Annotated in this window: 21 protein-coding genes and 3 pseudogenes; 15 read left to right on the forward strand and 9 right to left on the reverse strand. The window is 60.7% G+C overall.

Annotated elements, in window-relative coordinates; translation table 11 throughout:
• Together M2S36_RS17875 and M2S36_RS17880 are read left to right on the forward strand one after the other, a co-directional pair.
• A partial coding sequence (locus M2S36_RS17875; RefSeq protein ID WP_243434358.1) for a thiamine pyrophosphate-dependent enzyme occupies positions 1 to 645 on the forward strand: 645 nt, incomplete at its 5' end.
• Positions 646 to 780: 135 nt separating this feature from the next.
• Positions 781 to 1,407 (forward strand): dTMP kinase, encoded by a 627-nt coding sequence (locus M2S36_RS17880; RefSeq protein WP_233687852.1) that lies wholly within the window; start codon positions 781 to 783, stop codon positions 1,405 to 1,407.
• 34 nt (positions 1,408 to 1,441) lie between these two features.
• On the opposite strand, the gene M2S36_RS17885 is transcribed toward M2S36_RS17880, so the two are convergent.
• Both M2S36_RS17885 and M2S36_RS17890 read right to left on the reverse strand, forming a co-directional pair.
• Positions 1,442 to 1,864, reverse strand: coding sequence for a hypothetical protein (locus tag M2S36_RS17885; protein ID WP_333957534.1), 423 nt, complete (start codon positions 1,862 to 1,864; stop codon positions 1,442 to 1,444).
• A gap of 146 nt (positions 1,865 to 2,010) precedes the next feature.
• On the reverse strand, positions 2,011 to 3,252 hold the full coding sequence (locus tag M2S36_RS17890; protein WP_207832113.1) for an MgtC/SapB family protein: 1,242 nt from the start codon (positions 3,250 to 3,252) through the stop codon (positions 2,011 to 2,013).
• 428 nt (positions 3,253 to 3,680) lie between these two features.
• On the opposite strand from M2S36_RS17890, the gene M2S36_RS17895 reads away from it, so the two are divergent.
• The 3 genes and pseudogenes from M2S36_RS17895 (at position 3,681) to M2S36_RS17905 (ending at position 5,825) form a co-directional block, all read left to right on the forward strand.
• Complete coding sequence (locus M2S36_RS17895; RefSeq protein ID WP_207832111.1) at positions 3,681 to 4,607, forward strand: universal stress protein; 927 nt, start codon at positions 3,681 to 3,683, stop codon at positions 4,605 to 4,607.
• A gap of 4 nt (positions 4,608 to 4,611) precedes the next feature.
• Positions 4,612 to 4,740: pseudogene (locus tag M2S36_RS17900) on the forward strand (phosphoribosyltransferase); the annotation flags it as partial.
• Between the two features lie 353 nt (positions 4,741 to 5,093).
• Positions 5,094 to 5,825, forward strand: coding sequence for a helix-turn-helix domain-containing protein (locus tag M2S36_RS17905; RefSeq protein ID WP_207832109.1), 732 nt, complete (start codon positions 5,094 to 5,096; stop codon positions 5,823 to 5,825).
• Between the two features lie 151 nt (positions 5,826 to 5,976).
• Here M2S36_RS17905 and M2S36_RS17910 read toward each other — a convergent pair whose 3' ends face one another.
• The 3 genes from M2S36_RS17910 to M2S36_RS17920 are packed head-to-tail and all read right to left on the reverse strand — an operon-like array spanning position 5,977 to position 8,946.
• On the reverse strand, positions 5,977 to 6,402 hold the full coding sequence (locus M2S36_RS17910; protein WP_207832107.1) for a potassium channel family protein: 426 nt from the start codon (positions 6,400 to 6,402) through the stop codon (positions 5,977 to 5,979).
• Positions 6,403 to 6,430: 28 nt separating this feature from the next.
• Positions 6,431 to 8,272 carry an ATP-dependent zinc metalloprotease FtsH gene (gene ftsH / locus M2S36_RS17915; RefSeq protein WP_207832105.1) on the reverse strand — a complete coding sequence of 614 codons (1,842 nt, stop codon included), beginning with the start codon at positions 8,270 to 8,272 and terminating at the stop codon, positions 6,431 to 6,433.
• A 26-nt stretch (positions 8,273 to 8,298) separates the two neighbouring features.
• The gene (locus M2S36_RS17920; RefSeq protein WP_207832104.1) at positions 8,299 to 8,946 is read right to left on the reverse strand and encodes a BON domain-containing protein; all 648 of its coding nucleotides are present in this window, start codon (positions 8,944 to 8,946) and stop codon (positions 8,299 to 8,301) included.
• A gap of 196 nt (positions 8,947 to 9,142) precedes the next feature.
• On the opposite strand from M2S36_RS17920, the gene M2S36_RS17925 reads away from it, so the two are divergent.
• From M2S36_RS17925 to M2S36_RS17955, 7 genes and pseudogenes are all read left to right on the forward strand, one after another.
• Positions 9,143 to 9,397, forward strand: a complete 255-nt coding sequence (locus M2S36_RS17925; RefSeq protein ID WP_207832102.1) for a hypothetical protein — start codon at positions 9,143 to 9,145, stop codon at positions 9,395 to 9,397.
• 5 nt (positions 9,398 to 9,402) lie between these two features.
• Positions 9,403 to 11,685: a heavy metal translocating P-type ATPase gene (locus M2S36_RS17930; RefSeq protein ID WP_207832100.1), complete on the forward strand. Its 2,283-nt coding sequence runs from the start codon at positions 9,403 to 9,405 to the stop codon at positions 11,683 to 11,685.
• A 110-nt stretch (positions 11,686 to 11,795) separates the two neighbouring features.
• Positions 11,796 to 13,415: pseudogene (gene groL / locus M2S36_RS17935) on the forward strand (chaperonin GroEL).
• A 28-nt stretch (positions 13,416 to 13,443) separates the two neighbouring features.
• The gene (locus M2S36_RS17940) at positions 13,444 to 14,334 is read left to right on the forward strand and encodes a universal stress protein (protein WP_207832098.1); all 891 of its coding nucleotides are present in this window, start codon (positions 13,444 to 13,446) and stop codon (positions 14,332 to 14,334) included.
• Positions 14,335 to 14,482: 148 nt separating this feature from the next.
• Positions 14,483 to 14,920, forward strand: a complete 438-nt coding sequence (locus M2S36_RS17945; RefSeq protein WP_207832096.1) for a YeeE/YedE family protein — start codon at positions 14,483 to 14,485, stop codon at positions 14,918 to 14,920.
• A 1-nt stretch (position 14,921) separates the two neighbouring features.
• Entirely contained in the window at positions 14,922 to 15,341 is a 420-nt protein-coding gene (locus tag M2S36_RS17950) for a DUF6691 family protein (RefSeq protein WP_207832094.1), read from the forward strand.
• 90 nt (positions 15,342 to 15,431) lie between these two features.
• On the forward strand, positions 15,432 to 15,932 hold the full coding sequence (locus tag M2S36_RS17955) for a peroxiredoxin (protein ID WP_207832092.1): 501 nt from the start codon (positions 15,432 to 15,434) through the stop codon (positions 15,930 to 15,932).
• A 167-nt stretch (positions 15,933 to 16,099) separates the two neighbouring features.
• Here the strand turns inward: M2S36_RS17955 and M2S36_RS17960 are convergent, their stop codons facing one another.
• Positions 16,100 to 16,930, reverse strand: a complete 831-nt coding sequence (locus M2S36_RS17960; RefSeq protein WP_207832090.1) for an oxidoreductase — start codon at positions 16,928 to 16,930, stop codon at positions 16,100 to 16,102.
• Between the two features lie 127 nt (positions 16,931 to 17,057).
• Between M2S36_RS17960 and M2S36_RS17965 the strand changes: the two genes are divergently transcribed.
• Complete coding sequence (locus M2S36_RS17965) at positions 17,058 to 17,948, forward strand: LysR family transcriptional regulator (protein ID WP_207832087.1); 891 nt, start codon at positions 17,058 to 17,060, stop codon at positions 17,946 to 17,948.
• Between the two features lie 39 nt (positions 17,949 to 17,987).
• Here M2S36_RS17965 and M2S36_RS17970 read toward each other — a convergent pair whose 3' ends face one another.
• Positions 17,988 to 18,428, reverse strand: coding sequence for an Lrp/AsnC family transcriptional regulator (locus tag M2S36_RS17970; protein WP_207832085.1), 441 nt, complete (start codon positions 18,426 to 18,428; stop codon positions 17,988 to 17,990).
• 143 nt (positions 18,429 to 18,571) lie between these two features.
• Between M2S36_RS17970 and M2S36_RS17975 the strand changes: the two genes are divergently transcribed.
• A complete protein-coding gene (locus M2S36_RS17975; RefSeq protein ID WP_207832083.1) occupies positions 18,572 to 21,640 on the forward strand; it encodes an aminotransferase class III-fold pyridoxal phosphate-dependent enzyme in 3,069 nt (1,022 codons plus the stop codon).
• A 46-nt stretch (positions 21,641 to 21,686) separates the two neighbouring features.
• Here the strand turns inward: M2S36_RS17975 and M2S36_RS17980 are convergent.
• Positions 21,687 to 21,776: pseudogene (locus M2S36_RS17980) on the reverse strand (protease); the annotation flags it as partial.
• A gap of 207 nt (positions 21,777 to 21,983) precedes the next feature.
• On the opposite strand from M2S36_RS17980, the gene M2S36_RS17985 reads away from it, so the two are divergent.
• On the forward strand, positions 21,984 to 22,280 hold the full coding sequence (locus M2S36_RS17985) for a DUF6555 family protein (protein WP_112251630.1): 297 nt from the start codon (positions 21,984 to 21,986) through the stop codon (positions 22,278 to 22,280).
• Positions 22,281 to 22,512: 232 nt separating this feature from the next.
• Here the strand turns inward: M2S36_RS17985 and M2S36_RS17990 are convergent, their stop codons facing one another.
• On the reverse strand, positions 22,513 to 23,310 hold the full coding sequence (locus tag M2S36_RS17990; RefSeq protein ID WP_207832079.1) for an SDR family NAD(P)-dependent oxidoreductase: 798 nt from the start codon (positions 23,308 to 23,310) through the stop codon (positions 22,513 to 22,515).
• Between the last annotated feature and the right edge of the window lie 76 nt (positions 23,311 to 23,386).

A 23,386-nucleotide genomic window follows, 5' to 3' on the forward strand; every position in this document is an offset into this window, starting at 1 on the left:
CGCCTGATGGCCATCCGTGAAGCCAACGAAGCACAGATCGCCGAAGGTGCCGACGACAACCGCTTCCCGGTCTACCCGCAGCGCATGGTCGCCGACATCCGTCGCGTGCTGCCGTCCGAAGGCATCGTTGCCCTGGACAACGGCATCTACAAGATCTGGTTCGCCCGTAACTACAAGGCGCACAAGCCGAACACCGTACTGCTGGACAACGCCCTGGCGACCATGGGCGCCGGCCTGCCATCGGCCATGGCTGCGCACCTGGTGCACCCGGACCGCCCGGTGATCTCGGTTTGCGGTGACGGCGGCTTCATGATGAACAGCCAGGAGCTGGAGACTGCGGTACGCTTGGGGATGCACATCACCGTGGTGATCCTGCGTGACGACGGCTACGGCATGATCCGCTGGAAGCAGGCGAACATGGGCTTCACCGATTTCGGCCTGGACTACGGCAACCCGGACTTCGTCAAGTACGCCGAAGCCTACGGTGCCAACGGCCACCGCGTGGAAAGCGCCGAAGGCCTGCTGCCGCTGCTCGAGCACTGCATCAAGACCCCGGGCGTGCACGTGATCGACTGCCCGGTCGATTACAGCGAGAACGACCGCATCCTCAACAGCGAGCTGCGTGAGCGCGCGCTGGCGGTGTAAGGCCTGACAGGTACGGCGCCAGCTCAAGGCTGGCGCCGATCCCTTTCAAGTGCGGCCTTGTGTCGCGATGGGCCGCAAAGCGGCCCCAATGACGCTAAGGTCTTATCCCGCACCTGGCCCCACCGGTAATCAAGAATGACCCGCCCGCTGTTTGTTTCCATCGATGGGCCCAAGGGCACCGGCAAAACCACACTTCTGGAAGCCGTTACCAAGGCGCTTAGGGCTGACCACAAGAAAGTGATCCGGCTTTGCGAGAAAAAAAGCGACCCCTACCGGGGGGAAACCATGGCCCTCGTCAACCAACTGGCCAGAAACCCCTCCCGGGACCTGGAGCTGAGGGTATGCGAGCGCTTTGCCGAAAGCCGTGCCTGGATTTCCCGGCACGTGCTCCCCAGGCAGCCAGCGGGCAGTATCATCCTGATCGATCGCTGGTACCCGTCTGATGCCGCATTTCGCCGTACCGTGCCGTTCGACGAGATCCTGCGCCTGAACATCGAGCGATATGTGCAAGTGCCCGATTTGCACGTAGGCGTTGTCACGGCCCCCGACACCTCGTGGGCAAGGGCCGCGGCACGAACGCGTGGGTTGGGCAGTACGGTAATCCATAGCCTGGACGAGCAGGTTGCCTGTACCGAGGCGTTCGAGCGTGCGATTGCGGATTACGGCTGGGTTCTATGCCGTAATGAAGGGGCCATCGAGGATGCAACAAGGCAGGTCGTGGACGAAATCGATAGCGTGCTTCGACCACGTCATCGACCGTGATGCTATCTCCGATGGCACAGTGGAGCAGTGCCGGTTACTGCGTCATGGGCATATCCATCATTGACGACTGCTGATCCATCATCTTCATCATCATGTCCATCATTCCGTGATCCATACCCATGCCACCCTTGGCTCCTGACATTCCCATGCCCGAGCCCATGCAGCCAGCGGCATGGTGCTTGCTCATCATGGCCATGCTTTCCTTCATTGTCTGCATACCCTCGTGCATGGCGGCTTGCCGCTCGGCGGGGGTCTTCGCTGCGGCGGCTTTGTCATGAGCAACCTGCATCTTGTGCATTTGTTCGCTCATCGCCTTGTTCATGGCCGACTCGGAGGGTGTACTGGCGGCTGGCGCGCTGGTAGTGGCATCGCCAGCGTTTTGCTTTTCATCGGCATGCGCCATGAGTGGACTACCGGCCAGAACAACAGCAAGCATCAATTTCAATTGCGATTGCATGGTGAACTCCACGTATCCGGATATAGATGGCGTGCCGCAAAGGCCTTGGTATGCCTGGACGTTTTAAGTGTAGGCAGCCAGTTGGTCGCTGGTTTGACTTGAATCAGGCAAGTGGTCCATCCGGTTCTCACATATTCTGTGCCTCGTCAGTACATAGTCAGCCCAAGCCACATTGTCCCGAGGATGATGATCTGTGCTGGAACGAGATAACGCGCAAACCGGAAACCGCCATTGCTGAGCGCCAGCACACATTTGGTCAGCGTGTTCCCGGTCACGGCCATCATGCCTGGAACCACAACATCGGCTACCTCCAGCCGTCCGGCCTTCACTAGCGAGGCCACCGACGCAGTTGCTGCGTGGGCATCACCCAGCCCGCTGACGAATGCCGCAATGCTGACGCCGTTGTGGCCCAGGTGCTGAAGAAGAAACGCTGAGAACAGGGCGACGCCGGTCAGGGCAAGCGTGATGATCAGTGCGGTCCAGAGACTGAAGGCACCGTTACCCTGATGTGCCGCGGAACCGCCAGAAGCGGCACGCCAAGGTGCCAGCAGTAATATTCCGTAAACCACCGTGACCAATGCGCCAAGCCCGATCGATATCACGAAAGGGCTCAGCAGGTGCCGGTCGATGATAGTCAGCACCAAAGCGAATTGCGTAATGCTGGCAAGGTTGGACAGCACCGCCGCTGCTGCGAAGGATCTGACTGCAAGTTTTTGTTGCCGCGCTTCACGGGCCAGCAGTGCAATGGTGGCCGTGCCTGAGGCAAAGCCTGACGCTATTGCGCTCAAAGGCAAGCCATATCGAGGGCCCATCAGGCGCATGGCGATATGGCCCACTGCACCGACAGCCATCAGCAGGACGACCAACGTGCAGATCGTGCGCGGGTTGAGCACGCTGTAGGGGCCCAGGAACCGGTCCGGCGTCAACGGCAGTACCACGAGTGCAACCGTCAGCAACATCAAGCCATCGCGCAGTTCTTCTTCACTAAGCTGCTGCAGTACGAAGTGATGAAGCTCACGCTGCATGGCCAACAGCACCGTCAGTACCACGCCTACCGCTGTAGCAAGCTCGGGCTCGTTCAGGCTCAGCGCGCCCAGAGTCAGCACCAGCAGCAGAGCGATTTCGCTGGTGACCTCAGGATCTTTGTCGGCATGCTTGCGGTAGTGCATGCAGAGCATCAGTACCAGGCCCAGACTGGCGACCCCGACCAGCATCGGCCCTGCCAGCAACATGCTGACGTAACCCAGCAGGGCGGTGATGGCGAAGGTCCTGAGTCCGGCTGCGGCATGGTCTTCGTTGCGGCCTTTCTTGCGTTCGCGCTCAAGCCCTACCAGCATGCCGATGCCCAGCGCCACGGCGCCGTGTCCGACATTCAGGGTGTCGAGCATGGTGCCTTCAGGCCGCTGCCCCGGCATTCCCTGCACAAGGTCACCAGCGGTTTCAGGTAAATCGGATTTGCCACGCACGATGAAACAGACTGACCAAGAAGCGCGACTTTCAGTTGATCGGGCATTTTCAGGCCTCCTCCGGGCATCGGAGATTGGCAAAGCGCAAACAGCGAATCTTCATGACACCATCGCGCAGATAGCCGGCGCATGCGCTCTTTGTCGCCATGGCGCGCCTGCGAAGCAAGAAATCATTGTCGATATGCCAGTAGCGTGCTCCGTTAGCGGCTAGAAGCCTTGATCCGCATCAAATTCCCGCGCCATCCAGAATGCCGTTTATCTGCGCGGAAGCGGGCAGTTGACAAACATCAAATTTGCAAAAGGTGAGTGGCAGATGCTCCAGGTACGTACCGCAACCGCAGAGGTGTGCCATGGAAAATCCACAAAGACTGCTGCTGTTAGCGTCAGCCCTGATGCGCCGGACTCCGGTCTATGATCGCGCAGCAGCGCTGGCCAAGGCCAAGGGCATGGCGCTGCACATTGTGGCGTTCGATTATCTGGAAGGGCTTGCCACGGCGGGTCTGGTCAATGACCAGGCACTGGCTGTCATGCGCGAAGGCTATGTACAGCAGCACCGTGACTGGCTGGAGTCCCAGGCGCTGTCGATGCGGCGCAATGGTGTCACGGTCACCACGGAAGTGGTGTGGGTGCAGCATCCACTGGACGAGATCCTCGCGCACTTGCGCGAGCAGCCTTTCGCAATGCTGATCAAGGAGCTCGAGCATGAGCCCTGGTGGATGCGCGCCATGTTCACGTCACTGGATGTTCAGCTACTGCGTGATACACGCATCCCGTTGCACCTGGTACACAACGCCAGCCATGCGCTGCCGCGAAAGATCCTTGCAGCCGTGGACCTGTCCAGGCCTGAAGATCAGTATGAGGGCTTCAACGACCAGATCATCAGTGAAGCGCTGAAGTTGGCATTGCAATGCAATGCCCAGATCGAATTGCTATATGCCTATGACCTGGGGTCGATGTATCTGGACGCTGGCGGCAGCCGGGAACACTCGTTCCTGTTCGACTCGAATTCCGCCCGAACCCTTCATGAGGCCCAGAGCGAAGCTTTCCAGTCGCTTGCCGAGCGCAATGGCATCGCCGCCGAACACCGCCACATGCGAATAGGCGATCCAGCCAAGACCCTGGCGGTGTTCATGGATAACAATGATATCGATGTGCTGGTCATGGGCAGTTATCACCACCATGGCATCGGCTGGTTTATCGGCAGCACGGCGGAACGGGTGATGCATCGTCTGTCCAGCAGCGTACTGGTTATTTCACCGGAGCATTCCCAAGGCTGATCTGGCTGTACCTGCTCGGTCACCTGCATGGATCGTGGTCGTGATCCCGGTTGCGCCACCGGAAACCCTGGACGTGATGCACCGCGAAGTGGATGAACTGGTGTGCCCGCTGGTACCGGAGCGGAAATACAGTTTCGTTCCATGACCTTGCACTGACTTGACAGTTGTCAATTGCTCGGCTGGCAGCTGCTTTTCGCTGTCAAACTGAGGAAAAGAACGGTCCGTACAGGCCCTGGCCGCTTGTTGTATTTGCGTGCCTGCGGTATTGACCACAATCAGTCAGCATTTGAGATGGCTCAGAAGGTACTGCAGGGTCTCGCGCTGCCACGGATTATGCGGGCAGCCATTGACCATCAGGTCGTATTCACAGCGATTGGCATAAGCGCTGAGCAGGTGACATTACCCTTCGTCGGTAGCCCGGAAAACACTGAGCGTAGCGGCTAATTTTGAATTAATGGTCGCATGAAAAAAACCTGAGGCGTCACCATGTCAGGCCCTGTAGATATGGGGGCAAGGCCCCATGTGAAGTGCCTTGCGTGTTCGTTGAGCCGCCTTTGCTTGCCCGCTAGCCTCAGTGCTGACGAAGTGGACCAGCTGGAACGTATCGTGCGCCGTAACCGTCCGTTGAAGAAGGGCGCCTATCTGTTCAAGGCCGATGAGCCCATGGAGCATGTATTTGCCCTGCGCTCGGGGGCCATCAAGAACTTCCTGCTTGATGCCGAGGGCAACGAGCGGGTCACTGGCTTCGTCCTGCCGGGTGAGATGCTGGGGCTGGACGCTATCGGTGCGAGTCATTATCGAAGCTACGCGCTGGCGCTTGAAGTTTCTCTGGTCTGCTCCATTCGGCTGGATCAGCTGGTTGATCTGTCAGGGCAGATCCCTGGCTTACGCTACCAGCTACTGCATATGCTGAGCCTGGGCATCCAGGGCAAGGATGAACACCTGCGGTGCTGCCATGGGCGGGCCGATCAACGGTTGTCGATATTCCTGTTGGGTATGTCGGCGCGCTACCATGACCGCGGATTGAGGGCTGATGTTTTCAATCTGCCCATGTCCCGTAGCGATATCGCAAACTACCTGGACCTCACTCAGGAAACCGTCAGCCGGTTGTTCACCCGGTTCATCGAGGCAGGGTTCATGCAATGCGCAGGGCGCGAGGTACGAATTGTCGACCAACAAGGGCTGCTCAACCTCAGCCGGCTGGAGGAACCCATTTAAGCGCCACGAGCACCCTGTCATAGCGCGTTGCACAAGCCCACCCAATGGCGACTGGGTACTCCAGGCAGGGTAGGGCTCATGGTCTGTTCGCAGCCGGATGCGCTGTGGCTGCGATGGAACTTCACGTGTCCGCCAAACGATTGAACCACCGCTATTTGGCTTTCCAGTACTTCTGCATTTCCAGGAACAGGAACGAAGCTGTCCAGGTGATCAGCACCAGGCCGGTCAATGCCTGCAGGCCAGTGAGGTATTTGAGGTGCCCGGTAGGGGCGATGTCGCCGAAGCCGATGGTGGTGTAGGTGGTGAAGGAAAAGTACACGCAATCCAGGAAGCTGCCATCGAAATTGCCACTGAGCGTGCCCCAGCCATCAGCGTGAGCCATCAGGTAATAGGCCAAGGCAAAACACCAGACCTCCAGGGCATGGGCCAGCAGCGCGCCGAACACACCCGCGACTATTCGGAATCGGCTCCACAATTTCAGCTGCGGTAGCCAGTCATTCAGACGCAGCAAGCATTCGTAGTGAATGATTACTACCAGTATGACCACCAGCATGTTGATCAATGTGACGATGAGCATGGTCGCTATCCTGATCAGGAGCGGAGCGTCATTTGGCTGTGTCGAGTAGCGGGTAGGTGACAGGTTCCTTGACCAGCGGCAGCAGCGCCGGGAATTCTTCGGGGGTGATGGTCTCCTTGGCCAGTAACAGGCGTGCTCCGGCGTCGAGATCTGCCCGGCGCTGTTCGAGCAACACCCGGGCACGGCTGTAGGCCTCTTCCAGCAAGCCACGAATGCCCAGGTCGATCTCCCGTGCGGTCTGTTCAGAATAGTCCTTGCGCTCCTGGCGCAACACTGACTCGCCCAGATAACCGGCCTGCTGCCGCTCCAGCACCGCCTGGCCCAGCTCCGCGCTCATGCCGAAGCGCGTGATCAGCTGCCGGGCTATGTCAGTGGCGCGCCCCAGGTCGTCGGCGGCACCGGTCGAGACCTGGCCGAATGCCAGGTTTTCGGCAGCGCGCCCGGCCATCATCACGACGATACGGTCACGGAGCATCTGTGCGCTGATCAGGAAACGGTCATCGGTGGGCCGTTGCAGGGTATAACCCAGCGAGCCAGCGGCGCGGGGGATGATCGAGACTTTGTGCACCGGGTCCATCGCTGGCAGGCTGCTCGCCGCCAAGGCGTGCCCCATTTCATGGTACGCGACCACTTGACGTTCATCGTCGCGCAGCACGTTGCCCTTGCGTTCCACACCCGCGACCAGGCGCTCGACGGCAGCAGTGAAGTCCTGCAGTTCGACCCACTGGCTGGCACGCCGCGTGGCGATGATGGCCGCTTCGTTCACCAGGTTAGCCAGGTCTGCACCGGTCAGGCCTGGCGTGATTTCGGCAATGCGCTCGCAGTCCAGGTCGTTCTTGTAGACGATCTTGTGCAAGTGCACCTTGAGAATCGCCAGGCGACCTTTGCGGTCGGGCCTGTCGATGAGAATCTGCCGATCGAACCGTCCTGCGCGCAGCAGCGCCGGGTCCAACACTTCGGGGCGGTTGGTTGCCGCCAGCAGCACGACGCCTTCGCGCGCGTCAAAGCCATCCAGTTCGGCCAGCAGTTGATTGAGCGTTTGCTCCTTCTCATCATTGCCGCCAAGGCTGCCAAGCCCACGCATCTTGCCCAAGGCGTCCAGCTCATCGATGAAGATGATGCAAGGCGCCGCCTGGCGTGCCTGGTCGAAAAGATCGCGAACCCGCGCAGCGCCCACGCCCACGAACATCTCGACGAACTCCGACCCGGAAATGGAAAAGAACGGGACCGCCGCTTCGCCAGCAATGGCCTTGGCGACCAAGGTCTTGCCGGTACCGGGAGGACCGACCAGCAACGTACCCTTGGGCACGTGAGCGCCAAGGCGGGCATACCACGCCTTGTTCTTCAGGAAGGCGACGATCTCGGTCAGCTCATCCTTGACGTCGTCTATACCGGCAACATCGGCAAAGGTCACCTTGATATCGCGCTCGACATAGACGCGGGCGCGTGACTTGCCTACACCCATCAGCCCGCCCAGGCCCTGTTTTTCACCAAGCCCATGGAACAGGAAGTACCACAAAACCAGCATCATCAGCAGTGGCATGAACCAGCCCACCGTGGTGGCCAGCGCGCTGTCCTCGGCGACGCCGGTAAACACCGCCCCCGATCGCCCCAGCTGCTCGCTGAGCACCGGGTCGATACGCACCGTGGAAAACAGCGAATGTCCATCGATGGGTTCCTGCAGCCTGCCCAGGATGCGGTCGTGCTCGATGCGCAGGTCGTTGACTTTCTGCTGTTCCAGCAGCTGTAAAAACTGACTGTAAGGAATGGCCTGCACCGCCGGCCGGTTGAACAGGCCGAGTTGAACTGCGGCCAGCACCGACAGCCCGATGGCCAGGAAATAGAATTTCCATGGCTGACCCTTGTTCATGGTCGTCCCCCCCTCCGGGCTGAGTGCTATGCAATCAACAGGAAGTCTTCGACTTTGCTTACACCCGGTACTGACCAGGCTGCGCGCTCGACCACTTCCCGTTCACGAAGCAAATGCACCTTGCCTTCTAGCCTGACCACACCCCCGTTGACGGTGACGCGGATGCCTTCGGCCTGAATCTCTGCGCTGCGCTTGAGGGCTTCCTCGATGTGGTGCTTGATATCGCCGGCATTGGCCCGTGCCTTCAAGGTGATGCGGTTGTGTACGCTAGCCACGCCCGACAGGCGCCACACGGCCTGTTCTATTACCTCCTTCTGGTATTGCCAGTCCAGCTCGCCTTCCAGGGTCACAGTGCCTTTGTGCACGGTAACCTTGATGCCCTCTACATTGGCATCCGAGCTCCAGGCAATGATTTTCAGGGCGCGGTTGGCAATCGTGTCGTCGGCCGTACCCTCCAGCTTGTTCAGTCGGACTTCAATTTCTTCGGCCAGCCCACGCACGCCTTTCATGGCTTTGACAGTGCGCTCGGCGCTGACCTTCTGAGCATAACTGTTGACATGGCCGGAAAGCGTGACCACGCCGTCCTCCACCGTCACACCGATGCTCGCAGCATTGATGTCCGGCTGAAACTCCAGTTCTTCGAGTACCAGGTCGCGCAGTTCGAGATCGTTCATGATGAGCTCCAGTGTCAGATCCAGAAGTGGGTTGGAATGCCTTGAGCCCTTTTTTCTACGCTCCAGCGTTGTTGGGCGATTGACAAAGGTCAAGGTGACGCGCTGACAGATACCTCATGAGATTGATAAATGTCAGGCTGCCGCGGGCGGTGCTGTCGATACTCAGGATGTCTTGGGCACGCGAAAGGGCATCTACATGCAACGCTATCTGCTTGTCGGATTGACGAGCCTGCTGCTGGCATCCTCCCAGGGATGTACGCGTTGGCCTGCCGAGGAATACGATGCACGTCTGGAGTCGGCTGAAAACAACGCGGCGACCGCCAGGCTGCGAGCCGACCAGGTCTGCTACCGGATCGATCTGGTCGAGCAGACCGCCAACGAGGCGCTGCGCAGGGCTACCCAGGCCGAGGACCAGATCCAGCAGTTGCTCCGCCAGGCCAAGCACAAGTAGCCGCCATGTCACGTCGATGGCTAGACCCGGTCCTGTTGCTGGTGTGCGTTCTGGCCTTGCTGGCCGGTGGGCTGGCCTATGCGGCGCAACAGCCCGCCTGGGCCTCTGTGATCTGGGCCGGTGGCAGCGCGATCATGGCAGTGGTGCTGGCGGTGGAGATGACTCAGCGCCTGGCCAGACGCGAGGCGGGCATCGATCTGATCGCGCTGATGTCTATCGGCGCAGCCTTGGCTCTGGAGCAGATGCTGGTGGGGGCGGTGGTCGCACTCATGCTTGCCACCGGCCGTGCGTTGGAGGTGCTCAGTTTGCGTCATGCCGAGCGCGAGTTGCGCGCACTGATCGACAGGGCTCCCCAATGGGCCTGGGTTCAGGAGCACGACAGGCTGCGAGAGGTGCCCGTGAGCGAAGTCCGGCCTGGCCAGGTCGTGCTGGTACGACTTGGTGAAGTGGTACCGGTGGACGGACGCCTGCAGACGGAACAGGCGACCCTCGACGAGGCCGCGTTGACTGGCGAATCGTTACCCGTCACCCGCCATGCTGGCGAGTCCGTGCCCAGCGGTGTGATCAACGCGGGCGCGCCGTTGCTGTTGCTGGCCACGCACACCGCCGCGCAGAGCACCTACGCCGGCATCGTGCGTCTGGCCGAAACAGCACGCCAGTCACGAGCACCCTTCGTGCGCTTGGCCGACCGTTACGCGCTGGCGCTCATTCCGCTGACGCTGTTCATCGCCGCGCTGGCTTGGTGGGCCAGTGGCGATGTGCAACGGGTGCTGGCTGTGCTGGTGGTTGCCACGCCTTGCCCACTGATACTGGCAGTACCGATAGCCATTCTGTCAGGTATTTCCAGAGCCGCGCGGCGCAACATCCTGGTGCGCGATGGCGAGGTGCTGGAAGCGCTGGCCGGGATCCGTCATGTGTTCCTCGACAAGACCGGCACCCTGACCAGCGGCCATGCCCAGTTGCAATCGATCGAGGTCAAAGGAGAGGGGACGCCTTTGCAGATCTTGCAACTGGCCGCGTCGTTGGCCCAGGCATCCACCCATCCGATTGCCCAGGCGATTGTTCACGCTGCACGCCTGCGCAATCTGGCGCTGACACCTGCACAACAGGTACAGGAAAGCCCTGGCCTGGGGCTTGCCGGCAATGTGCAGGGCAAGGCCGTCCGCTTGGGGGCCCTGGCTTACGTGCGCAATGGCACAGACGATGGCAGCTGGGCTCAGGCGCGTTTACAACAACTGGACTACCTGGCCAACAGTGGCAGTTTCGTGGCGGTCGACGGTGCGTTGAAAGCTGTGCTGCGGCTTGCCGACGACCTGCGTCGGGAAACACCCCAGACCTTGCGTCTGCTACGTGCCCGCGGCATCGACAAGATTGTCATGCTGACCGGAGATCGCCCGGAAACGGCCGAGATGATTGCTCTGACAGCGGGCATCGACGAACTTCGTTCAGGGCTTTCTGCGCAGGACAAAGTTCGCCTGGTCCAGCAAGGCTGCCGCAGTGCACCGACGCTGATGGTCGGTGATGGCATCAACGATGCGCCGGCGTTGGCTGCAGCCGATGTTGGCGTTGCCATGGGTGCCACTGGTGTGACTGCCTCGGCGCAGGCCGCCGGTGTGGTCTTGCTGGTCGACAGGCTCGATCGGTTGGTCGAGGTACTGGATATCGCCCGGCATGCCGTGCATATCGCCCGGCAGGGGGTATGGGTGGGCATGAGCCTGTCATTGCTGGCTATGCTGGTCGCCGCAGCCGGTTACCTGCCAGCATTGATGGGGGCGGTGCTGCAGGAAGGTATCGACCTGTTGATCATCATCAACGCCTTGCGCGCGCTTGGTCCCTTGGCGAACCGACGGCACAACGTGCTCTCCGTGGAAGACCTGAACCGGATGCAGGATGAGCATCGGGAACTCGACGGGCTGCTGACGCAGCTTAGCCAGATGGCTTGCGACTTCGCCAGGCGCCCTGTCGTGCAGGCTCGGGCCGACCTGCGCGAGCTGGTCGGTGCGCTGCACGACCTACTGGAGCGGCACGAGCGCGACGACGAACGCCGCTTGTATCCGGCGTTGAGCCGTTTCATTCCCGGCGAAGATCCACTGTCTGCAATGAGCCATACCCATCGGGAAATCTTTCGGCTCATCCATCTGCTGTCGTGCATGAGCCGGGATTTCAGCCGGGCGGCCGACAGCCCGAGCGCCGACGATATCCAGCACCAACTCATCCGTCTGGATACTCTGGCCAAGCTGCACTTTGACCAGGAAGAAGCCTTGTATCGATATCTGGATCGCCGCTGAGCAGCGCTTCAGCTGCCCTGATGGGTTGACAAAAATCAAGCATCAGGGGGGTGGAAGCGAGATGCTGGCAGCATCCGCGATCAGTCCTGACCTGCATGGGAGGCGACGTCATGCCCCACAGCAAAATCCTGTTCCGTTCCGCCGCGCGGGAAAAAATTCTAAGTGGTGCCACTCAGCTTGCCGATGCCGTACGCGTCACCTTGGGGCCAAAATCCAAATCGGTGCTGATGCAGAGTAGTTGGGGGAGGCCGACCGTCTGCAACGATGGGGTGACCATCGCCAAGCGGGTCGATCTGCAGGACCCGGAGGAAAACCTCGGCGCCCAGATGTTGCGCCAGGCGGCCGAGCGTACCGGGGAGGCGGTGGGCGATGGCACCAGCACCGCGACTATCCTGGCCCACGCGATCCTGGCCGATGGTGTACGTAATGTGGTGGCAGGGGCCAGTGCCATTGACCTGAAACGTGGCCTGGACAAGGGGCTGGCATTGGTCATGAAATCGCTGCTGGCGCAATCACGCCAGGTCAGCACGCTCAAGGAAAAGGCCCAGGTGGCGACCTTGTCGGCGCATAACGACCCGTTGATCGGTCAGTTGGTCGCTGATGCCCTGGAGAAGGTCGGGGTCGAGGGCGTGGTCAGCGTGGAGGAATCCAAAACCACCGAGACCGTGGTCGACATCATGGATGGCATGCGCTTTGACCGAGGTTATGTGTCTCCTTACTTTGTGACTGATACCGAAAAGATGTAGGTAGAACTGACCGATGCTTGTGTCTTGCTTTGCGACCACAAGATAGGCGCACTCAATGACTTGCTGCCCTTGCTGGAGCAAGTGGCGAAAAGCGGCCAGCCGCTGGTGGTGATCGCCGAGGACATTGACGGCGAGGCGCTGACCACGTTGGTGGTCAACCAGATTCGCGGGGTTCTGCGAGCAGTGGCGGTGAAGGCTCCCGGCTATGGCGATCGGCGCAAGGAAATGCTGCAGGACATCGCCGTGCTCACGGGGGCGACCCTGGTTTCAGCGGAGCTTGGCGTCAATCTCGATACGCTGCAGTTGTCCCAGCTGGGCCAGGTGCACCGTGCGGTGGTGTTGAAAGACAGCACGGCGCTGATCGGGGGCAAGGGAACCCAGCAAGCCGTGGCGGCACGGATCGCGCAAATCCGGGTTCAGATCGAGGCCTGCACCAGCGATTATGACCGGGAAAAACTTCATGAGCGCCTGGCAAGGCTTGCTGGCGGCGTGGCAGTGATACGTGTGGGCGCACCCAGCGAAACGGAGATGAAGGCGCGCAAGGATGCGTTGGATGACGCCTTGGCCGCCACCCGTGCGGCTATTGCCGAAGGCATAGTGCCAGGCGGTGGTCTGGCCTTGCTCAAGGCCGTGCCTGCGCTGCTCGCCGAAGAGGCAGGTAGTGAAGGCGATACGCGCACTGGCCTGCAAATACTGCGGCGGGCGCTGGAGGCTCCAGCGCGAATGATCGCCGAAAATTCCGCAGTCGACGCGGGCGTGGTGGTGGCACGCATGCTCGCCGAATCGGGCAGTATCGGTTTCGATGCCGCGGCCAACGCCTACGTGGACCTGTATGAAGCCGGGATTATCGACCCCACCAAAGTGGTGCGCATCGCACTCGAGAACGCCGTGTCGGTCGCCAGTATCCTGCTGCTGACCGAGGCAACCATGACCGACATCCCCGAAAAGACACCGCCTTTGATGCAACCCCCCTCGCCTGAGTGATCAGGCGAACCGACCGTTGGAGGCAACCATGAGCCACTATCAACGCCTGCTGCTGATCCTGCATCCGGCATTGCGTCAGTCCAGTGCTTTGGAGCAAGCTGCCGCCCTGGCCAGGTCAAGTTCGGCCAGCCTGCATATCGTCGGCCTGCTGGAGTCGCTGGATAAACTCAGGTTCCTGGAGACAGGTGATCGTCTAGCGGAGCGGCAGGCCTACCTGCAATCCCAGCAGCAACAGCTTGAAAGCCAGGCGCAAGCGCTACGCGCTTCGGGCATGCAAGTAACGAGCGAAGTTGCCTGGAGTAGCGATCTGCAGGCAGATATTCTGGAGCATGCGCTGGAAATGCAACCGGATCTGTTACTCAAGCAGGTCGATCACGAGCCGGTACTCAAGCGAGCTTTCTTTACCCCATTGGACTGGAAGCTGCTGCGCCATTGCCCGATCCCGGTCTATCTATTGGGGGCTGCCAGGCCCGCTATGCCACGGCAGATAGTGGCGGCAGTGGACGTAGCGGATTCGTCACCTGAGGGCGAGGCGCGCAATGACAGCATTGTCCAGCAGGCCAACGCCTTGGCCGTGCAGACTGGAGCGCAACTGGATCTGCTGCATGCCTGTGACCTGACGATGGCCTACATGGGCGATATGGGCTACTCCATGTGGGCAGTCGGCGATGTTGGCGAACAGTTGCGGCAGACCCTCGAGGCTGACTTCACGGCGCTGGCCGACCGTTATGGTGCCCCGGCCGAACGCCGCCACTTCGTCCTGGGCCGCCCGGTCACCGTGCTCAGCGAGTACGTGGAGACTCACCCTGTGGACGTCATTGTCATGGGCAGGCCTTTTGCAAAGGGGCTGGACCGGCTGTTTGGCAGCACCACCGAGCACGTTTTGTACCAGCTATCCTGCAATATTCTGGCCGTGTAGGGCCCTGGGCTGACGAAGTGCGCGATTCGCTGCAGTTGCCGTTCGATGAGCTGGCCGATGCCCACGGCATCCCCCGGGATAATCTTGAATTTATTCTGTTTGTGTTGAAACTTCATCGTTCTCTATTCCTGTTGCAGGGAGAAACACGATGGCAATTGATTTGCTGGCCTTCACGCCATGGTCCGCTCTGGCCGGTGGTGCGTTGATCGGGCTGGGGGCTGGTTTGTTCGCGGTGATGAACGGCCGTATTGCGGGAATCAGTGGATTGCTTGGTTCGATGTTGCAGCGAGGCGGGGAAGGGCGCAGAGAAAAGCTGGCCTTTCTCTTGGGATTGCTGGCAGCACCGCTGTTGTGGGGGATATTTGCCACGCTGCCGTCCCCCCGCTTCACCACGGCATCTGGGACCCTCATCATGGCAGGGCTGTTGGTAGGCCTCGGCACGCGCTACGGCAGCGGTTGCACCAGCGGCCACGGCGTTTGCGGCCTTTCTCGCCTGTCACCACGTTCGGCCGTGGCAACGCTGTGCTTCATGGCAACCGGTTTTGCCACGGTGTATGTCGTCCGACACCTTGTACAAGGGGGCTGACATGCCTGTCATCAGTGGGTTTATCGCCGGGGTGCTGTTCGGCGTTGGGTTATTGCTGGCGGGGATGGCCGACCCTTCCAAGGTGCTCGGTTTCCTCGACATTGCCGGAGAGTGGGACCCTTCGCTGGGGCTGGTGATGATCGGGGCCATTGCTACGGTTTGGTTGCCGATGCGCTGGGCGCGCCGACATTCAACGGCATTGCTGGGTGGGGTGATGCAGTTGCCCGAGCGACGCGATGTGGATCGCCGTCTTATTGGTGGCAGCCTGGTATTCGGCGTTGGCTGGGGGCTTGCGGGTATCTGCCCGGGGCCGGCACTGGTTCTGCTGCCTGCCGGTTACTGGCAGGCCTGGCTGTTCGTCGCTGCGATGCTGGTAGGCATGACATTGTTCCAGTGGATTCAGACACGCCGTGACACCTGACTCCGGGATTGTCTGAATAAACCGCTGTATGTACGTACCCTGGTGGGTTGCTGCATCATGCCTGGCCATTTACCGCTCAAGGAAACAGCGATGATCAAGCCCGGCGATACACTGCCCGACGTAACGCTTTACGAGTACAGCAACGGAGAGGGCGCCTGCGCGATCGGCCCGAACGCGTTTTCCCTGCACGAACGCTGCAAACAGAAAAAGGTAGTGATTTTCGGCTTGCCAGGTGCCTTCACGCCTACCTGTTCGGAGCGGCATGTACCAGGTTACGTGGCTGCGGCACAGGACCTGTTCGCTGCCGGGGTTGCCGAAATTCTCTGTGTTTCAGTCAATGATGCATTCGTCATGAATGCCTGGGGCGTGAGCCTGCAGGTGGGCGAGGAGGTCAGGATGATTGCCGATGGCAACGGTGAATTCAGCGAGGCGCTGGGTCTGTTGCAGGACCTCTCTGCGCGCGGCATGGGCCGACGTTCGCAACGCTATGCCATGTTGGTCGACGATCTGGTGGTCAAGCACATTGCGGTCGAAGCACCCGGCAAGTTCGAGTGCAGCGATGCCGCAAGCATGTTGGCATTGCTGCGTTAGTTCCTGAGCCCTGAAGGCATGCGCGGTTCCGGTGGGAGATTGCGCAAGCGATCCTCGTACCCTGTGGGAGCGGCTTTAGCCGCGAAGACTCCAACGCGGTGCATGGCACCGGCTGCGCCGGTGTTCGCGGGCACGCCCACTCCCACAAGGAACGCGCGGGGTAACGGCTACGCAGCAAAGTCGGTAGAGAGGGACAGGTCCCGCCACTGGGCCAGCTCTTGCTCCACTGCGCTGTTCTTGGCCTCGATGCGCGCGACGGCATCGCTGCCCAGCGCCAGGCGCAGTGGCGGGTTCGCTGCATTGGCCACGGCCAGCAGGGCTTCAGCCAGCTTTGCAGGGTTGCCCGGCTGGGCATGGTTGGCCGCCTCGGCGTAGTGGCGCATGACACCGACGGTGGCCGCGTAGTCAGGCAGCTCAAGGGCCGTCTTCACCAACGACTGGTCATCCAGGAAGTCGGTACGGAAGAAGCCCGGCTCGACCACGGTCACCTTGATCCCCAAGGGAGCCAGTTCCTGGTGCAGCGCTTCGCTGATGCCTTCGACAGCGAACTTGGTCGAACCATACACGCCCCAGCCCATGTAGGCCTGGTAGCCGCCGAGCGACGAGATGTTGATCACGTGGCCACTGCGTTGGCGACGCATGTGAGGCAATACCGCACGGGTTACATTGAGCAGCCCGAAAACGTTGGTGGCGAACAACCGTTCGGTTTCGCTGGCGCTGGTTTCTTCTACCGCACCGAGCACGCCATACCCGGCATTGTTGACCAGCACGTCGATTTGCCCGAAATGCCTGATGCCAGCTGCGACCGCTGCATGGGCGTCCTCTTCGCGGGTCACATCCAGGCGCACGGCCAGCAGGTTCGGGTGCTGGCCAAGACGAGCCTGGATGTCCTCCGGGTTACGCGCCGTTGCAATGACGGCGTCACCCGCTGCCAGGGCCTGTTGGGTGATCAGGGTGCCGAAACCGCGGGAAGCGCCAGTAATGAGCCAGGTACGCATGTCAACTCCTCCTGTATCCGACCCTGCACCATGCGGGCCTTCTTGATGAGTTGAACGAACTTTAAAATCTGTGGATTGCTGTGATAATCCCATGAATATCACATGGTCCTTTGAGTGAATTTCAGCAATGAAACCAACCAGCACCGCAGACCTGTCTCTGTTCCTGTGCATTGCCCGCCACCTGAATTTCAGCCGCGCGGCGGTCGAGCTGGGCCTTACGCCTTCGGCCTTGAGCCATGCGCTGCGGGCCCTGGAAACCCGCCTGGATGTTCGCCTGTTCAACCGCACCACGCGTAGTGTGGCGCTTACCGAGGCAGGGGAGCGTCTTTATCAGAGGCTGCAACCGGCCTTTCGTGACATCGCCGACGCGCTGGAGGACCTCAACAACTTCCGCGACAAACCGTCGGGCAACCTGCGCATTACCGCCGGGCGCGCCGCAGTGGAACTCGCGCTGCTGCCCCTGGCCAATCGTTTTCTGGCGGCGTATCCGGATATACGCCTGGAAATCGTCAGTGACGATGCGTTGGTGGACATGGTGGGCACCGGCTTTGATGCCGGCGTGCGCCTGGGGGAGCGGCTCCAGGCGGATATGGTTTCGCTACCCATCGGCCCTAACCTTCGTTCGGTCGTGGTAGCGGCGCCTGCGTTCTTCGATCGGCATCCTGTTCCACAGCACCCGCAAGACTTGAAGCAACTGCCTTGTATCGGGCACCGCTTTCCTGGTGGCGCACTTTATCGATGGGAGTTCGAGCGCGGGGGCGTGCAGCTGGAGGTCGATGTCCAGGGGCCCTTGGTATTGAGTGATGTCAGCCTGATGCTGACGCCTGCCTTGCAAGGGGTCGGCCTGGCTTATGTGTTCGAAGACATGGTCAAGGAACACCTGGAGCGTGGCCATTTGCAGCAGGTGCTGGGGGACTGGTGTCACTACTACCCGGGGCTGTATCTGTACTACCCGAGCCGCCGCCAGGTGCCCGCGGCGTTGAAGGCCTTTATCGAGTTCGTACGGGAGCAGCACTAGCCGGACGTCTGGCTGGTCGCCCGGGCGTGCGACAGGCCGTCATGCACCTTGGCGGTCGATATCGCGGCGCAGTACGACCGAAGTGGTAATGTCATCCACTGATTCGTGGCGTGCCACATTGTCCCGTACCTGGTTGAGGTCATCGATGGTTCGGGTCTCGACTTCGACCACCAGGTCGAGCTGGCCGCTCACCGAGGACACGCGGCGCACACGTGCGTCGGTTGCCAACTGGTCGAGCAGCCCCATGGCCGGGGTGCGATGCAGCGTTACCAGCAGGATCGCGCGGATCACGTTCGCATCGATTTCGCCGATGTCCGCGCGATAACCACGAATGATCCCATTGCGCTCCAGGTTGGATACCCGCTCGGTAGTGGCACTTCTGGAAAGGCCGATCCGGCCAGCCAAGGCCTTCATGGCAATGCGAGCGTCCTTTGAAAGTATTTCCAGAATCTCACGATCTTTTGCGTCCAGGTCGCGCATTGCAACACCTAATCAGCACACCGTTTTTATGCCGGCGAGAACCGGCATTATGCTTGTCGATCACGACGGTATGCAGGGTGTCCGTTTCGGCCGTGCGTGACAAGCTATTGAAAAAACTATTTGCTCGCACGGAACGTGATGACATGACAGACCTATCCCACCCGGCACCTCGGTTTTCGGCAGGCGATGCAGAGGGCCTTGCCCAGGAACTCTTCAACGTCACCGGCATCGCAACACCTCTGGACGGGGAGCGTGATTGCAACTACCGCCTGCGCACCGGCGTTGATGCAGGCTGGATTCTCAAGATCGTCAATGCCAGCGAGCCCAGGGTTGAAAGCGAGTTTCAAACCGCGCTGCTCGACCACCTGGCGGTTCAGGGCGCTCACCTGGGGGTGCCTCACCTGAAGGCAAGTGTTGCCGGCGACTTTCTGCCAACCGTGGCCAGTGCCACTGGTGAAACGCACGCTGTGCGCCTGGTCAGCTGGTTACCCGGGACGCCACTGGCAGAGGCCAAGCGGTCCTTCGAGCTGATGAGGAACTTTGGCCGGGCACTGGGTGAACTCGACCGCGCCCTGCAGGGCTTCATGCATCCGGGTGCAGTTCGGCAGCTGGACTGGGATTTGCGCCATGCCGCAGGAGCCCGTTCACGCCTGCATTTCATCCCCGGTGCGGAGCGTCGGGCGATTGTCGAACGGTTCATCACCCGGTTCGAACAAAGCGTACAACCCAGGCTGGCATCGCTGCGCGCCCAGGTGATCCACAACGACGCCAACGACTGGAACATACTGGTCGACGCCGAAACCAACCGTCAGGTGACCGGCTTCATCGACTTCGGCGATGCAGTGCATACCGTGCTGATTGCCGAAGTGGCGATTGCCAGCGCCTACGCCATTCTGGACATGGACGATCCTGTCGGTGCTGCGGCTGCGTTGGTGGCCGGCTTCCATGAGACGTACCCCCTGCAGCCAGAAGAAATCGATGTGCTGTTCAACCTGATCGCCATGCGCCTGGTCATCAGCGTCACGTTCTCTGCTTCCCGGCATGATCAGACAGCAGACAACCCCTACCTGGCGATCAGTGAGGCACCCGCCTGGCGCCTGCTCGAACAGCTGGATTCGATCAATCCAAGGCTGGCCACCGGCATTCTGCGCAAGGCCTGTGGTTTCGATGCCGTCGAGGGCGCGGGCGCTGTTCGCCGCTGGCTTGCGGATAACCACAAGTCCTTTGCCGACCTGGTGCGACCGTCAGCTGCAATCCTTGGCAAGGTGATTGCCCCATTTGGCGACGCTAACCATGAAATGACCCTTGCTTCAGCCGAACAACGCCCTGCAGATGCGGCCTGCTGGTGGGATGAGTTCTCCGCCGCGCACCAGGTGCCGCTGGCGATCGGGCCGTGGGGCGAGCTGCGTAGCATTTATACCGGTAGCGCCTTCGAGTCACGCTTCATCAAGGGCCAGCGCCGTACACTGCATGTCGGTGTCGACCTGGTGATGGCCGCAGGTACGCCGTTGTACGCCCCCGTCGCCGGCACCGTCAAAAGCGTTGAAGTCGAGCGCGACCCGCTGGGCTATGGCGGGTTGGTGATGATCGAGCACGCGCCACCGGGTTGCCCGGCATTCGTGACTCTATGGGGGCACATGGCCCATGAGGTGCTCAAGCGCTTGAGCGTCGGCGACAGGATCGAAGCCGGCGAGCTGGTTGGCTACATGGGCACGGATCATGAAAACGGCGGATGGATTCCGCACCTGCATCTGCAAATAGTGACCGACACTCAGCTGACGGCGGGCGAAGTCATCGGGGTGGGTGAGCCAGAATACCGCGAAGTCTGGGCCGATTTGTTCCCTGACGCATCGATGCTGGCCGGTATCCCGCCCGAAACCTACCACCAGGAAGGAATGACGAAGGCACAGCTCATCTCCAGGCGTAAAGAGCTGCTGCTGCCTAACCTGTCGATTTCGTACACCGACCCGATCAAGTTCGTGCGTGGCGATGGCGTGTGGCTGATCGACAACTTCGGCCGGGCCTACCTGGACTGCTTCAACAACGTCTGCCACCTGGGCCATAGCCATCCCGACGTGGTAGAAGCCCTGGCGCGCCAGGCTGCGCGGCTCAACACCAACACCCGTTACCTGCACGACAACATCGTCGAGTACGCCGAGCGCCTGACGGGAACCCTCCCTGAGGGCCTGTGCGTTGCGTCCTTTGCCTGTTCGGGCAGTGAAGCCAACAGCCTGATGCTGCGCATGGCACGTAACTACACAGGCCGTGACGAGGCGATCGTACTGGACTGGGCTTACCACGGCACCACCCAGGAGCTGATCGACCTGAGCCCGTACAAGTACAAGCGCAAGGCAGGCAAGGGCAGGGCGGCGCATGTTTATGAGGCAATGGTCCCGGACAGCTACTACGCACCTGAAGACTGGCCAGCGGCAGAGCATGGCAAGCGCTTTGCCGAGTCCGTGGCCGAGCAACTGCAGGCCATGCGCAAAGCCGGCAAGGCGCCTGGGTTCTTCCTGGCGGAGTCCATCCCGAGCGTGGCGGGGCAGGTGTTCCTTCCCGAGCACTACCTCAAGCAGGTATACGCCATGGTGCGCGCCGAAGGTGGGTTGTGCCTGGCCGATGAGGTTCAGGTCGGGTTTGGCCGCGTGGGTAGCCATTGGTGGGCGTTCGAGACCCAGGGCGTGGTGCCGGATGCCGTGTCCATGGGCAAGCCGATTGGCAATGGCCACCCGATGTCGGCGGTAGTGACCACGCGCGAGGTTGCCGATGCCTTCAACAACGGCATGGAATATTTCAATACCTTCGGCGGCAACCCGGTGTCGTGCGCGGTGGGGCTGGCTGTGCTCGACGCAATCGAACGTGACCAGTTGAAAGAGAATGCCCTGAACGTTGGCAACTACCTGCTCGACGGTTTTCGCAAGCTTCAGCAGCAGTTCGATGTGATTGGTGATGTGCGCGGGCTGGGCCTGTTCCTTGGCATCGTGCTGGTCACTGACCGGCAGTCTAAGGCGCCGGCTACGGCGCTGGCCAGGAGGGTGGCAGACGGTGCCAGGGCGCGTGGCGTGTTGATCGGCACCGAAGGCCCGCATGACAACGTGTTGAAAATGCGGCCGTCAATGATCTTCAGCCGGGCCAATGCGGACTTCCTGCTGGAGGTGCTGAAAGACAGCTTTATCGCGGCAACGCTTGAGCAGGCCTCTGCTGTCGACTGAGCATAGTTGGCCGGGTGACTCTGGAACTGATCACCACTTCTTCATCGTTGTGGCTTTTCACCAGTTTTTGCGCGCCGGGTGTCAGGCGTACGCCACCAGGCAGCACGACGGCGTCGTAAAGATCGAGGTGGGCGCTTGTCACGCACCGGTGCGACCCAGTTGTTCATTCGTCAACACCGCCTCCGGCGCCGCGACGGTAAATGCGTTGGCTCCGGAGCAGCGTGTGCATTGAAAGGTCGTGGAAACAAGGCGATGAATAAGGACGATGACCAGTCGGTCAAAATTAATGAATCTTTTTACGCACGGCTCGCTCCATTAGTCTGAATCGACCAAGGAGAGTCCAATGGCAGGACAGCAGTTGTATGTGATCGAGTATGAGCTTCATGGGGAATTTCGCACCTTCATCATCCGGCTGGAGCGTATGGACAACGCTGAGGCATGGCACTGGGCAAGTTGCGATGCGGGGGTCGGCATCATTCCGCGGTTCGGCCAGCACAAGATAAAGAAGGTGAGCCGGCCGATGGCTGAGCGCTATGGCATCAACAATGTGCGTTGGCGGGCGTCAGGAGAAGGGCCCGAGTTCGTCGCTCCCCCCATTGATGTAAAGAAATTCTCGAATAGCGGTACGGGCAATACCTGAAGCCGGTTGCGCAGTAGGCCTGTCTGCAGTTTCGAGCAGGCTTTCGTTCATGGGTTCGCTTCTCAGGTTTCGAGACACGATCATCCTCGCTTTCAGGAGACAGCGCGTGCCGCGAATCGGGGCGGGCGGGGGGACGCGTTTGAGGCTGCTGGCACCGTTGCTGATAATCGGGTAGCTGTCGCCCTGGTTGAACGGCCGACAGCTTCACCCGTGCTGGTGTCAGCAATCCTGATCAATCGGCGTTGTAACGTGGGGCAAGCCGATTGCTGGACAGTTGGCCGAACAGGGCTTGCCGGCTTGCCTCGTAGCGCTCGAATGACTGCAGGTCATGCATCGAAGGGATGGAGATCAGTACCTCGTCGTCAAAGTCCTGCAGGGCACCGTCCACCAGGTCCTGGGCCGACATCACGATGCCTGGATCCAGGTTTTCGACCGGCAAGCCGCCGATCTGCCAGAAGTCGGTGGCGGTGGCCCCTGGCAGTACCGCCTGGATCCTGATGCCTTTTTCCGCAAGTTCCTTGTGCAGTGACTGGGTAAAGGCAGTGACGTAGGCCTTGCTGCCACCGTACACACCGTTGAGCAACTCCGGCGCCAGGCTGACAACGGACGAGATGTTGATCAGGGCACCTTGCTTGCGCGCGACAAATCCTGGGATGGCCGCGTAGGTAAGGCGGGTGAGGGCGGTGACGTTGAGGGTGATCATTTCAGCCATGCGCTCGACATCACTTTCCAGCAGGCTGGTGTGAGTGCCTATGCCCGCGTTGTTCACCAGCAGGCTGATGCTGGCGTCCTCGCGCAATTTGCGCTCTACCTTGGCCAGATCATCCGTGTTTGCCAGGTCTGCCGGAAATACCTCTACGTTCTGCCGGGTTTCGGTAGTCAGCCGGCTGGCCAGGGTGTTGAGGCGCTCCCGGTTGCGGGCGACCAGCACCAGGTCGTAACCCCGGCGTGCCAACCGTTCTGCGTAGATCGAACCGATGCCGGTGGAGGCGCCAGTAATGAGTGCAGTGCCTTTGAATTGCTGCTTCATGATCATGCTCCGTTGTGTGGATGTGGAGCCCATGATGCAGAGGTTCTTACTTGTCTTAAACGACACATATGGTACG

Source organism: Pseudomonas sp. SF2 (genome assembly GCF_036858055.1).
Classification (GTDB): domain Bacteria; phylum Pseudomonadota; class Gammaproteobacteria; order Pseudomonadales; family Pseudomonadaceae; genus Aquipseudomonas.